The following is a 13,605-nucleotide window of genomic DNA, read 5'->3' as shown; positions in this document are numbered from 1 at the left end:
TGGTCGTGGCAGGCTTCCTGCCGCCTGATTCGCCTGGTTCAACCGCTCATGCCAGCCCCAGCTCAGCCCAGATACGCCGTACTTCCCGGCGCTCCTGGACAAACTGCGAGGCATCGATCACCCCGGCCTGCTTCTGCAGGGCCTGGCGGTGCGCCGCCGAGCGGAACGCTTTGTACACCTCACGCAACAGTATGGCGTCGCTGGCGGGCATCAGTCCGGCCTGCTCGAGCTCTTCGAGGATGCGGATGTTGTCGGTCCAGCGCAGCAGTTCCGGATGGTCGTGAGACCAGGCCAAAGCGGCGTATTGCACCATAAATTCGATATCGACGATACCACCGGCATCCTGCTTGATATCGAAGGGCACGCCGGCCTCGAACGCGTTGGCACCGGTACCGGCGGCGCTGACCTTGGTCCCCAGGTTGTCGCGCATCTTGGCGCGCATGTCGCTGACTTCGGCCTGCAGCTTGGGCAGGTCGCGGGCCTGGCCCAGAATCTGCGCGCGCACCGTCTCGAACGCGCTGCCCAGCTGCGCACAACCTGCCAGCACCCGCGCCCGCACCAGCGCCTGGTGTTCCCAGGTCCAGGCCTCGTTCTGCTGATAGCGCTCGAAGGCGCCCAGCGAACTGACCAGCAGGCCGGAAGCGCCGGAAGGACGCAGGCGCATGTCCACGTCGTAGAGCTGCCCGGAGTTGGTCTGGGTGGCCAGCAGGTGGATGATTCGCTGACCCAGGCGAGTAAAGAACTGGGCACTGTCGATCGGTTTGGCGCCATCGGTTTCAGCCTGGGGGTCGCCATCATGGATGAACACCAGGTCAAGGTCCGAACCATGGCCAAGCTCGATACCACCGACCTTGCCATAGCCAACAATGATGAAACCGGGGTCACACAGGCTGCCGTCGCTGCGTTTGGGCTGCCCATGGCGCGCCACGGTCTGGCGCCAGGCCAGGGCCAGCACCTGGTTGAGGATGGCTTCAGCCAGCCAGGTCAGGTAATCGCTGACCTTCATCAGCGGCAGATTGCCGGCGATTTCCGACGCCGCTACCCGCAGGCTATGGGCCAGTTTGAAGTGCCGCAGCGCTTCCATCTGCTGTTCAAGGTCGTCCTCGGGAATCCGCGTCAACCGTTCGCGCAATTCAGCCGCCAGCTCCGGGGCCTTGGGCGGGCTGAACAAACGGCCTTCGTTAAGCAGCTCGTCGAGCAACAGCGGGAAACGGGTGATCTGTTCGGCAATCCACGGGCTGGCGGCGCACAGGGTCAGCAAGCGCCGCAGCGCCCCCGGGTTCTCGGTCAACAACACCAGATACGCCGAGCGCCGGGCCACCGCCTCTACCAGTGGCAGCACGCGCTCCAGCACCAGGTCCGGGTCGGCGTGCTCCACCGCCTGGGCCAGCAAACGCGGAATGAAGGCGTCCAGACGCTCGCGCCCCAAGCGCTGCATGGCGCGCAGCTGCGGACTGGCGCGCAACCCGGCGAGCTGCTTGAGTGCCTTGCCCGGATCGGCAAAGCCGGCGTCTTGCAACTGACGGCAAGCGGCTTCTTCATTCTGAGCTTCTTCCCACAGCGGCAGCCATTCGCCACCGACAATCACTTCGCCCTCTTCGTTTTCGTCCTCATCCGGATCGGCGATGACCTGACGGAAGTGCCAGTCGATCCGTCCGCGCCAGTGCGTCAGCTGGTCACGGAAGCTCGCCCAGTTGCTGAAACCGAGCATAAAGGCAATACGCACACGGTCCAGTTCATCATCCGGCAACATCTGGGTCTGACGGTCGGCAATCGCCTGGATCGCGTGCTCGGTGTAACGCAGGAACTCATAGCCCTCACGCAGTTCGGCAACCACTGCAGGCGGCAGGTACCCCTGGCCCTCAAGCGTCGCAAGGACTTTCAGCAAAGGCCGCTGTTGCAGGCTCAGGTCGCGGCCGCCATGGATAAGCTGAAACGCCTGGGCGATGAACTCGACCTCGCGAATGCCACCAGCTCCCAGCTTGATGTTGTCAGCCATACCCTTGCGCCGCACTTCCTGCTGGATCAGCTGCTTCATGGTGCGCAGCGCTTCGATCGCGGAAAAGTCCAGGTAACGCCGGTAAACGAAAGGTCGCAGTACATCCAGCAATTGCGCGCCGGCCACCTGGTCACCGGCCACTACCCGCGCCTTGATCATCGCGTAGCGTTCCCAGTCGCGGCCCTGGTCCTGGTAGTACTGCTCAAGTGCATTAAAGCTGAGAGCCAGCGCACCGGACGAGCCGTAAGGACGCAGGCGCATGTCGACACGGAACACGAAGCCGTCGACGGTGATCGGGTCCAGGGCCTTGATCAGGCGCTGGCCCAGGCGGGTGAAGAACTCCTGGTTGTCCAGCGAGCGCTTGACCCCTTCGGTCTCGCCACCTTCAGGGAAGGCAAAGATCAGGTCGATGTCCGACGACAGGTTCAGCTCCACCGCGCCAAGCTTGCCCATGCCCAGCACCACCATATGTTGCGGCAGGCCACTGCGATGCCCGATCGGGGTACCGAATTGCTGGCAATGGCGTGGGTACAACCATTGGTAGGCCTGATCGATGCAGGCGTCGGCCAGGTCCGACAGGTCACGGCAGGTCTGCACCAGGTCAGCCTGGCGGTTCAGGTCACGCCAGATGATCCGCACCTGCTGGCGGCTGCGCTGGCGCCGCAGGTTGCGCGCCAGCTCGTCTTCGCTCGTGGCAGCCTGGGTGGCAGCGGCAATCTGCGCGCACAGCTCGCCCGGCGTGAAGCTGCGATCAAGTTCGCCGCTGGCGACCAGATCGAGGAGCATGGCCGGATCACGCAGTGCTTGTTCGAAGACAAAGTCGCTGGCCGCGGTAACCCGGGCGAACTGCGCCCAACGCTGGGCCGTCCAGCTCTCGAGCGATAAAGAAGGCCTCTGGGCAACCGCGTCACGCAACGATTGCTCGCTGCGGCTGACAAACGGCGCAAGGGTGGCGGGCACATCGGCCAGCAATGGCAGGCTCATGGTCTATCCTTGATCGGCGAGAAAAGATTGGCAGCGAGCGGACCAGGGAAGCCTGACCACGGTTGGACTGTCATACAAAAGTTAGAAATAGCTGAAAAATCTGATTCTCTGGCAGAAACCATCGCAGCAAACCTTTTCTTAACTTGTTTTTAACTACCGGTATCGATTTTTCTCACAACCTGAACAGAGGCCATGAGCCATTTTTCTGTAGTTTTACTACTGCTTCTTCACTTCAAAAGCATGAAATGGTGATTCATTTGTAGTAAAACTACACAACGCCGGTACACTCTCCGGTAATCCAAGAATTTCATGTCGTCTGCCCAAAAGGCCAGTCGCAAACTCAGGCAACCGATTCTGGAAGCCTTTCCGCCCTGGAGCAAGCCATGCAAGACCTCGATCCCGTCGAAACCCAGGAATGGCTGGACGCCCTGGAGTCGGTTCTCGACAAAGAAGGCGAAGACCGCGCTCACTATCTGATGACCCGTATGGGCGAGCTGGCCACCCGTAGTGGCTCCCAGCTGCCATATGCCATCACCACGCCATACCGCAACACCATCCCTGTCACCCACGAAGCACGCATGCCTGGCGACCTGTTCATGGAACGCCGCATTCGCTCGTTGGTGCGTTGGAACGCGCTGGCCATGGTGATGCGCACCAACCTGAAAGACTCGGACCTGGGCGGCCACATTTCGAGCTTCGCCTCCAGTGCCACCCTGTATGACATCGGCTTCAACTACTTCTTCCAGGCCCCGACCGACGAGCACGGCGGCGACCTGATCTACTTCCAGGGCCACACCTCGCCAGGCGTCTATGCCCGCGCGTTCATGGAAGGCCGCATCACCGAAGAGCAGATGAACAACTTCCGTCAGGAAGTCGACGGCAAGGGCCTGTCGTCCTACCCGCACCCTTGGCTGATGCCTGACTTCTGGCAGTTCCCGACCGTTTCGATGGGTCTGGGCCCGATCCAGGCCATCTACCAGGCACGCTTCATGAAGTACCTGGAGCACCGTGGTTACATCCAGCCAGGCAAGCAGAAAGTCTGGTGTTTCCTGGGCGATGGCGAGTGCGACGAGCCGGAATCGCTGGGTGCAATCTCGCTGGCTGGCCGCGAGAAGCTCGACAACCTGATCTTCGTCATCAACTGCAACCTGCAGCGCCTCGATGGCCCGGTTCGCGGCAACGGCAAGATCATCCAGGAACTCGAAGGCGTATTCCGCGGTGCACAGTGGAACGTGACCAAAGTCATCTGGGGCCGTTTCTGGGACCCGCTGCTGGCCAAGGACGTCGACGGTATCCTGCAACGTCGCATGGACGAAGTCATCGACGGCGAGTACCAGAACTACAAAGCCAAAGACGGCGCGTTCGTGCGCGAGCACTTCTTCAACACGCCTGAGCTCAAGGCGATGGTTGCCGACCTGTCTGACGACGAGATCTGGAAGCTCAACCGTGGCGGCCACGACCCGTACAAGGTCTACGCGGCGTACCACGAAGCGGTCAACCACAAAGAGCAACCGACCGTCATCCTGGCCAAGACCATCAAGGGTTATGGCACCGGTGCCGGCGAAGCGAAAAACACCGCGCACAACACCAAGAAAGTCGACGTCGACAGCCTGAAGCTGTTCCGTGACCGCTTCGACATCCCGGTCAAGGACGAAGATCTGGAGAACCTGCCGTTCTTCAAGCCAGAGCCCGACAGCGCCGAAGCCCGCTACCTGAGCGAGCGCCGCACTGCCCTGGGCGGTTTCGTGCCGCAGCGCCGCGCGCAGAGCTTCAACATCCCGACTCCGCCACTGGAAACCCTCAAGGCAATCCTCGACGGCTCGGGCGACCGCGAAATCTCCACCACCATGGCCTTCGTGCGGATCCTCGCGCAGCTGGTCAAGGACAAGGAAATCGGCCAGCGCATCGTGCCGATCATCCCGGACGAAGCCCGTACCTTCGGCATGGAAGGCATGTTCCGCCAGCTGGGCATCTACTCGTCCGTCGGCCAGCTCTACGAGCCAGTCGATAAAGACCAGGTGATGTTCTACCGCGAAGACAAGAAAGGTCAGATCCTCGAAGAAGGCATCAACGAAGCGGGCGCCATGTCCTCCTTCATCGCTGCCGGTACTTCGTACTCGAACCACAACCAGCCGATGCTGCCGTTCTACATCTTCTACTCGATGTTCGGCTTCCAGCGTATCGGTGACCTGGCCTGGGCCGCTGGCGACAGCCGTACCCGTGGCTTCCTGATCGGCGGTACCGCCGGCCGTACCACCCTCAACGGTGAAGGCCTGCAGCACGAAGACGGTCACAGCCACATGCTGGCCGCGACCATCCCGAACTGCCGCACCTATGATCCGACCTACGGCTACGAGCTGGCGGTGATCATTCAGGACGGCATGAAGAAGATGACCGAAGAGCAACAGGACGTCTTCTACTACATCACCGTGATGAACGAAGCCTACACCCAGCCAGCGATCCCTGCCGGCGCCGAGGAAGGCATCATCAAGGGCATGTACCTGCTCGAGGAAGACACCCGCGAAGCGGCGCACCACGTTCAGCTGATGGGCTCCGGCACCATCCTGCGTGAAGTGCGTGAAGCGGCGAAGATCCTGCGTGAAGAGTTCAACGTCGGTGCCGACGTCTGGAGCGTCACCAGCTTCAACGAACTGCGTCGCGACGGCCTGGCCGTAGAGCGCAGCAACCGTCTCAAGCCTGGTCAGAAGCCACAGATCACCTACATCGAAGAGTGCCTGGCTGGCCGTAAGGGCCCGGTCATCGCCTCTACCGACTACATGAAGCTGTTCGCCGAACAGATTCGCCAGTGGGTACCGAGCAAAGAGTTCAAAGTCCTGGGTACCGACGGTTTCGGTCGCAGCGACAGCCGCAAGAAGCTGCGTCACTTCTTCGAAGTCGACCGTCACTTCGTCGTGCTGGCTGCACTGGAAGCCTTGGCTGACCGTGGCGAGATCGAACCCAAGGTTGTGGCCGACGCCATCGCCAAGTTCGGTATCGACCCGGACAAACGCAACCCACTGGACTGCTGAGGAGTATTTTTAAGTGAGCGAACTCATTCGCGTACCTGACATCGGCAGCGGTGAAGGTGAAATCATTGAGCTGTTCGTCAAAGTCGGCGACCGTATCGAGGCTGACCAGAGCCTGCTGACCCTGGAGTCCGACAAGGCCTCCATGGAGATCCCGGCCCCCAAGGCCGGTGTGATCAAGTCGCTGAAGGTCAAACTCGGCGACCGCCTGAAAGAAGGTGACGAGCTGATGGAACTGGAAGTCGAGGGCGCCGCTGCGGCGCCTGAGGCTCCGGCTGCTGCACCGGCTGCCGCGGCTCCTGCTGCCGCTCCGGTTGCAGAGGCTGCTCCTGCTCCGGCAGCTGCCCCGGCGGCTGCCACGGTTCAGGACATCCACGTTCCGGACATCGGCTCCTCGGGCAAAGCCAAGATCATCGAAGTACTGGTCAAGGTCGGCGATACCGTCGAAGCCGACCAGTCGCTGATCACCCTGGAATCGGACAAAGCCTCGATGGAGATTCCGTCTCCAGCCGCTGGCGTGGTCGAAGCCGTGATTGCCAAGCTGGACGACGAAGTCGGTACCGGCGACCTGATCCTCAAGCTGAAAGTTGCCGGTGCTGCACCGGCTGCCGCTCCAGCACCTGCCGCTGCCGCTCCGGCGCCAGCTGCTCCTGCTGCTGCAGCCGCACCTGCACCTGCGCCGGCTGCCCCAGCCGCCGCACCGGTTGCCGCCCCTGCCGCAGCCAACGGTGCCAAGGTTCACGCCGGCCCTGCCGTGCGTCAGCTGGCCCGTGAGTTCGGCGTCGAGCTGAGCGCGGTAGCGGCCACCGGCCCGCACGGTCGTATCCTCAAGGAAGACGTGCAGGTTTACGTCAAGGCCATGATGCAGAAGGCCAAGGAAGCCCCGGCCGCCGGTGCAACCGGTGGTGCAGGCATCCCGCCGATTCCGGAAGTCGACTTCAGCCGCTTCGGTGAAATCGAAGAAGTGCCGATGACTCGCCTGATGCAGATGGGTGCTACCAACCTGCATCGCAGCTGGCTGAACGTGCCTCACGTGACCCAGTTCGACTCGGCCGACATCACTGAGCTGGAAGCCTTCCGCGTTGCGCAGAAAGCCGTTGCAGAGAAGGCCGGCGTCAAGCTGACCGTCCTGCCGCTGCTGCTCAAGGCCTGCGCCCACCTGCTCAAGGAACTGCCGGACTTCAACAGCTCGCTGGCGCCTAGCGGCAAAGCGATCATCCGCAAGAAGTACGTCAACGTCGGTTTCGCCGTAGACACCCCGGATGGCCTGCTGGTCCCGGTGATCAAGAACGTCGACCAGAAGAGCCTGCTGCAACTGGCTGGCGAAGCGGCGGCCCTGGCTGAAAAAGCCCGGACCAAAAAGCTCTCGGCAGACGACATGCAGGGCGCCTGCTTCACCATCTCCAGCCTCGGTCACATTGGCGGCACCGGCTTCACGCCGATCGTCAACGCGCCGGAAGTGGCGATCCTCGGTGTTTCCAAGGCCACCATCCAGCCAGTCTGGGACGGCAAAGCCTTCCAGCCGAAGCTGATGCTGCCGCTGTCGCTGTCCTACGATCACCGCGTGATCAACGGTGCAGCTGCCGCGCGCTTCACCAAGCGCCTGGGCGACCTGCTGACCGACATCCGCACCATGCTGCTGTAATGCTGTTTCCTGTCTCCCTCTGCCGAGGGAGACAGGCTCCCTTTTCGAGCTGCCACGCTCGTACCTCAACCCCGCCACTTTGGCGGGGCTTTTTTTGTCTGCGATTCCCGGTGGGAGCGGGCTTGCCCCGCGATGCGATGTGACTGACAAACCGCAATCGCGGGGCAAGCCCGCTCCCACCGGGTTTAAGATTCACGCTTGGGTGCCGACACAGTAGATGCAGGCTTGTCAGCCTCAAGCGCATGATGCAACCTTGCCCAAACGCGTAGCAGCAGATTGCGCTATCTTCGCGAACAGCCTTCTTGAAGCGAGCCCTCAATGAAAAGCCAACCCGATGCCGCCAGCCGTATGGTGGCCGAGGTCGTGACGCAATTGCCCGTGCCTTCGCGGCTCGGCATGCTGCGTTTCGAACGGCTGAATGAAGCCAGTTGGGCCCTGCTGTACCTCGACCCCGCCTGCGAACGCCAGTTCGGCCTGGCCGCGGTCGAGCTCTGCGCCCTGGTCGGCTCGCCCTACGCCAGCCTGATGGAGCCCGAGGCTCGCTACAAACTGCATGACGCCATCCAACTGCAGCTGGGCCAGCGCCCGCACTACCTGGTGCGCTACACCCTGCACACCGCTCAAGGACCGCTGCACCTGCTGGAACTCGGTGAGGCCTACAAGCAGCACAACCGCCAGTTGCTGCGCGGCTACCTGATGGTCATCGACACCCAGCCCGGTGACGGCCCGGACCTCAGCGCCGCCGACCTGGAAACCCGCAACAACCGCCTGCAGATCGCCCTGCAGCTCAACCAGCAGGCACAGCAGGAACAACTTGAGCATCTGGAGCGAGTGCGCGCCCAGCAGGAGCTGATCCTGCACCTCGCCCGTCATCGCTACAGCGCCAGCAACTCGCTGCTCGAAGCCGCCGAGCTGATCACCCGCAGCGCTTGTGAGATCTACAAGATCGAATGTGCGAGCATCTGGTACCTGGAAGGGCAGCGCCTGGAGCCTATCTCCGCATACTACCGCGAGAGCCAGGAATACCACCTGCCCGATCCCATCGACGCCAGCTGCTTTCCCGACTACCTCGACGCCCTGCACACCAGCCGCGCCATTGACGCCCACAACGCCAGTCACGATCCGCGCACCCGGGAAATGGCTGAAAGCCTGCGCCCGCGCGATATCAACGCCATGCTCGATGCCAGTATCCGCATCGATGGCCAGGTGGTCGGCGTGCTCTGCCTGGAACACACTGGCTCGGCGCGGGCCTGGCAGTCGGATGAAATTGCCTTTGCCGGCGAGCTCGCCGATCAGTTCGCCCAGGTCATCAACAACCACAACCGGCGTACCGCCACCAACGCCTTGCATCTGTTCCAGCGTGCTGTCGAGCAGAGTGCCAACGCCTTTTTGCTGGTCAACCGCGATGGTGTGGTCGAGTACGTCAACCCGAGTTTCACCGCCATCACCCAGTACAGTACTGAGGAGGTCCATGGCCATCGCCTCTCCGAGCTACCGGCCCTGGAAAACCTCAGTGAGCTGTTGTTCGACGCCCCTTCGAGCCTGGCCATGGGCAACAGCTGGCAGGGCGAATTCAAGAGTCGGCGCAAGAACCTCGAGCCCTACTGGGGGCAGCTGTCGATCTCCAAGGTCTACGGTGACAACCGCGAACTGACCCACTACATCGGCATCTACGAAGACATCACCCAGAGCAAGCTGGCGCAGCAGCGCATCGAACGCCTGGCCTACACCGACAACCTGACCAGCCTGGGCAACCGGCCGGCGTTCATCCGCAACCTTGACGAACGCTTCGCCCGCGACAGCGACAGCCCGATCTGCCTGCTGCTGGTGGACATCGACAACTTCAAGCGGATCAACGACAGCCTCGGCCACCAGACCGGCGACAAGCTGCTGATCAGCCTGGCCCGGCGCCTGCGCAACAGCCTCAGCGCCGGCGGCAGCCTGGCGCGCTTTGCCAGTAACGAGTTCGCCGTCCTGCTCGAAGACACCGACCTCAAAGACGGCAAGCAGATTGCCCAGCAACTGCTCAGGACCCTCGACAAACCGCTGTTCGTCGACAACCAGCTGATCAACGTCACCGGCTCCGTGGGCCTGGCCTGTGCCCCGCTGCATGGCCGCGACCCGCAGACCCTGATGAAAAACGCAGGCCTGGCCCTGCACAAGGCCAAAGCCAACGGCAAACACCAGGCCCAGGTGTTCACCGAAGCCCTGAATGCCGAAGCCAGCTACAAGCTGTTCGTCGAAAATAACCTGCGCCGCGCCCTGACCCAGAACGAGCTGGATGTGTTCTACCAGCCCAAGCTGTGCTTGCGCAGCGGCCGTCTGCTGGGCCTGGAAGCCCTGCTGCGCTGGAACCATCCGGACAAGGGCATGATCCGCCCGGATCAGTTCATCAGCGTTGCCGAGGAAACCGGGCTGATCATCCCGATCGGCAAGTGGATCGCCCGCCAGGCCTGCCGCATGAGCCAGCAGTTGCGCACTGAAGGGCTGGGCGACCTGCAGGTGGCGATCAACCTGTCACCCAAGCAGTTTTCCGATCCCGAGCTGGTTGCCTCGATCGCCAACATCCTCAAGGAAGAAGCCCTGCCGCCCCATCTGCTGGAGCTGGAACTGACTGAAGGCCTGCTGCTCGAAGCCACCGAAGACACCCATCGCCAGCTCGACCAGCTCAAGCAGCTGGGGCTGACCTTGGCCATGGACGATTTCGGCACCGGCTATTCCTCGCTCAGTTACCTGAAAAAGTTTCCGATCGATATCATCAAGATCGACCGCAGCTTCATTCATGAAATCCCCGACAACCAGGACGACATGGAAATCACCTCGGCGGTGATCGCCATGGCCCACAACCTCAAGCTCCAGGTGGTCGCCGAAGGCATCGAAACCGCCGAACAGCTGGCGTTCTTGCGTCGTCACCGCTGCGACGTCGGCCAGGGCTATCTGTTCGACCGCCCGATTCCGGGGGCCGATCTGGTCAACAAACTCAAGCGTTATCCGCGTGGCCCAAGCGCCTGACAGCGGCGTAACACTCGGGCACACTACGACTCTATCCCTTATCGTCCTACTTTGAAGAGGAATGGGTTCATGGTCCTGCGCTCGGAAATCCTGGTGAACAAAAACGTCCTGCCTACTGCGGAACAGGCCCTGCCTGGCCGCGAAACCCCGATGACCCTGCCCGAGAAGCACTTTGTCTTCAAAGACACCCCACTGCTCGGGCCGTTCTTCGAGAACGTCGACTTTGCGATCTTTGGCCTGGGTTGCTTCTGGGGTGCCGAACGGCGCTTCTGGCAACGTGAAGGCGTGGTCAGCACCGTGGTTGGCTATGCCGGCGGCTTTACCCCCAACCCGACCTACGAAGAAGTCTGCTCGGGCCTGACCGGCCACACCGAAGTGGTGCTGGTGGTATTCGACAAGGACAAGGTCAGCTACCAGGAACTGCTGGCGATGTTCTGGGAACTGCACAACCCGACCCAGGGCATGCGCCAGGGCAACGACATCGGCACCCAGTACCGCTCGGTAATCTACTGCACCAGCCCCGAACAACTGGAACAGGCTCAGGCCAGCAAACAGGCCTACCAGGCTGAACTGACCAAAGCCGGCTTCGGCGAGATAACCACCGAGATCGACCAGGCGCCGACCGTCTACTTCGCCGAGGCCTATCACCAGCAGTACCTGGCGAAAAACCCTGACGGCTACTGCGGTATCGGTGGCACCGGTGTCTGCCTGCCGCCCAGCCTGCAAGGCAACTGAGGGTTCGACATGTCCGCACCGAGCATGATCCTGTACTACTCGCCGGCTTCGCCCTTCGTACGCAAGGTCATGGTGGTGCTGCACGAGACCGGGCAGACCGGGCGCGTGGCACTGCAGAGCGTCAACCTGACGCCGGTCAGCCCGGTTGCCGAACTCAACCAGGGCAACCCGGCCGGGAAAATCCCGGCCTTGCGCCTGGCTGACGGCAACGTGCTGCACGACAGCCGGGTGATCTGCGAATACCTCGACCTGCAGCATGTTGGCAACCCGCTGATCCCCAGGGAAGGCTGGTCGCGCTGGCATCGCCTGACCCTCGCCTCGCTGGCCGATGCGGTCATGGACGCCGCGGTGCTGACCCGTTACGAAACCTTCCTGCGCCCGCAAGATAAACGCTGGGACAGCTGGATCGAAGCCCAACAGGACAAGATCCGCCGCGGCCTGGCCAGCTTTGAGCAGGAGCATATTGCCGAGCTGAGCGCGGCGTTCGACATCGCCGCCATCGGTGTGGCCTGTGCCCTGGGCTACCTTGATCTGCGCATGCCGGGCCTCGGCTGGCGTGAACAGCAGCCGAAGCTCGCGGCCTGGTATGCCGAGGTCAGTCAGCGGGCGTCGATGCAGGCGACGGATCCTTCGCTAACCTGATTCAACCCCTGTGGGAGCTGGCCTTGCCAGCGATGCAGACGCCGCGCACTAGCTGACACCGCAGCGATTTCATCGCCGGCAAGGCCGGCTCCCACACTGACCTCTGCCGTCCACACATTGGCAATACCCCGTGCCAACACCATTCCCAGATGCCGCTCCTCGCGCAAGCCGCTCATTGCAGTTTCCCCTGACCAACGCTGTACCAGTCCAGTCGCCGGGTCAGGACCATGAACACACCCAACAGCCCGAACAGCAGCAGCGAACCCATCAACAAGGCATAGTCCTCGGCGCTGAGCAGCCCGTAGAGCATGCCGTAGAGCACCGCCAGCCCGAGGGCAAAGCCCATGGCGCGCAACAGGCTGTGCAGCACATGAGACAGATAGAAACCGATCAGCAGTACACAGGCTCCGGCAGACAGCAGATAGGCAAGGCCAAAACCCAGATGCTCGGACAGCGACAGCAACAGCAGGTAGAACAACGCCAGGGCCGCACCCACCAGAGCATATTGAATCGGGTGCACGCTGAGGTTCTTGAGAATCTCGAAGAGGAAGAAGCCAGCAAAGGTCAGGGCGATGAACAACAACGCATACTTGATCGCCCGCTCGCTCTTGAGGTACTGATCCACCGGGTCGACAAAGCTGACCCCGAAGGCGCGGTCGCGGAAATCCGCGCAACTGGCGTTGACCGCACATTGGCTCAGGGCGTCTTCCAGGTTGGTAGAAAAGAACGACGTCTGCCAGCGCGCCGAGAAGCCACCCGCGTCCACCTTGCGGCTGCTGGGCAGGTAGTTGCCGACAAAGCTTGGGTGCGGCCAGTTAGCCGCCATGCTGACACTGGTGCTGCGGCCAACCGGCAGCACATACAGCTGACCAGTGCCCTGCAAGCTGAGATCGAAGGCATAGTCGAACAGGGTTTCTGCCTTGCCGTCGAGGCGGTCCAGGGGCACGTGCACACCACCACCCAGCCAGCTCAGGCCGGTGCCGGCCTGGAAGTCCAGGCGCTGGTCATTGAACTGTAATTGCAGGCCCTTTTCGATACCGCGGATATCACTGATGCCGACCGCAAGAAAGGCTGGCTCGAAGCGATAATCCTCAAGGTCCTGGTTAATGCCCCAATTCGCCGGCACTTTGAACTGGCCACTGATGTGGTTATCCGCATGAAACAGCCGCGCCTGGTAAATCCCTCGCGAACGCAGTTCGGTGTCGATGCCCGACTTCAGTTCGAAGGTTTCTGGCAGAAAATACAGGTGACCACTGACTTGCTTGGTTTCCACGAAGGTTTTGCCCTCTTCGGTCTTCCAGCTTCGTTCGGTCTTGCGATACGGCACCACCAGTACCGGGCCGCTGATCTGCTGGCTGAAACTCGCGCTCTGGGCGATGTCCTGTACGACGTTGTCACGCAATTGCTGACGCTCGCCAATCAGGCCGCCGATCATGAACAGCGGGATCAGCAACAGCACAATCAGCAAGGCGATGGTGCCAAGTTTCAGACTCAAGGTTCGACTCATGGGGCAACACTCCAGTTTCGATGGGCAGAGTCTGCGCAATCAAAATGGAGTGTTT

Annotated in this window: 7 protein-coding genes; 5 read left to right on the top strand and 2 right to left on the bottom strand. The window is 61.9% G+C overall.

All coding sequences use genetic code 11. The features are described from left to right. Positions 1-46: 46 nt before the first annotated feature. On the bottom strand, positions 47-2,983 hold the full coding sequence (gene glnE / locus ACVI9W_RS14370) for a bifunctional [glutamate--ammonia ligase]-adenylyl-L-tyrosine phosphorylase/[glutamate--ammonia-ligase] adenylyltransferase (RefSeq protein ID WP_461530348.1): 2,937 nt from the start codon (positions 2,981-2,983) through the stop codon (positions 47-49). Positions 2,984-3,366: 383 nt separating this feature from the next. Between glnE and aceE the strand changes: the two genes are divergently transcribed. The 5 genes from aceE (at position 3,367) to ACVI9W_RS14345 (ending at position 12,043) form a co-directional block, all read left to right on the top strand. Further along, the gene (gene aceE / locus ACVI9W_RS14365) at positions 3,367-6,012 is read left to right on the top strand and encodes a pyruvate dehydrogenase (acetyl-transferring), homodimeric type (RefSeq protein WP_038605894.1); all 2,646 of its coding nucleotides are present in this window, start codon (positions 3,367-3,369) and stop codon (positions 6,010-6,012) included. Positions 6,013-6,025: 13 nt separating this feature from the next. Then, a complete protein-coding gene (aceF, locus tag ACVI9W_RS14360) occupies positions 6,026-7,654 on the top strand; it encodes a dihydrolipoyllysine-residue acetyltransferase (protein ID WP_038605891.1) in 1,629 nt (542 codons plus the stop codon). Positions 7,655-7,972: 318 nt separating this feature from the next. Further along, positions 7,973-10,666, top strand: a complete 2,694-nt coding sequence (locus ACVI9W_RS14355) for a putative bifunctional diguanylate cyclase/phosphodiesterase (protein ID WP_461530347.1) — start codon at positions 7,973-7,975, stop codon at positions 10,664-10,666. A gap of 69 nt (positions 10,667-10,735) precedes the next feature. Next, on the top strand, positions 10,736-11,401 hold the full coding sequence (gene msrA, locus ACVI9W_RS14350; protein ID WP_461530346.1) for a peptide-methionine (S)-S-oxide reductase MsrA: 666 nt from the start codon (positions 10,736-10,738) through the stop codon (positions 11,399-11,401). Positions 11,402-11,410: 9 nt separating this feature from the next. Continuing rightward, positions 11,411-12,043 (top strand): glutathione S-transferase, encoded by a 633-nt coding sequence (locus ACVI9W_RS14345; RefSeq protein WP_461530345.1) that lies wholly within the window; start codon positions 11,411-11,413, stop codon positions 12,041-12,043. A 172-nt stretch (positions 12,044-12,215) separates the two neighbouring features. Here the strand turns inward: ACVI9W_RS14345 and creD are convergent, their stop codons facing one another. Then, a complete protein-coding gene (gene creD, locus ACVI9W_RS14340) occupies positions 12,216-13,550 on the bottom strand; it encodes a cell envelope integrity protein CreD (protein ID WP_461530344.1) in 1,335 nt (444 codons plus the stop codon). Between the last annotated feature and the right edge of the window lie 55 nt (positions 13,551-13,605).

The sequence above is a fragment of the Pseudomonas sp. 210_17 TE3656 genome (assembly GCF_054821965.1).
This window is presented reverse-complemented; position numbering and strand designations above follow the sequence as displayed.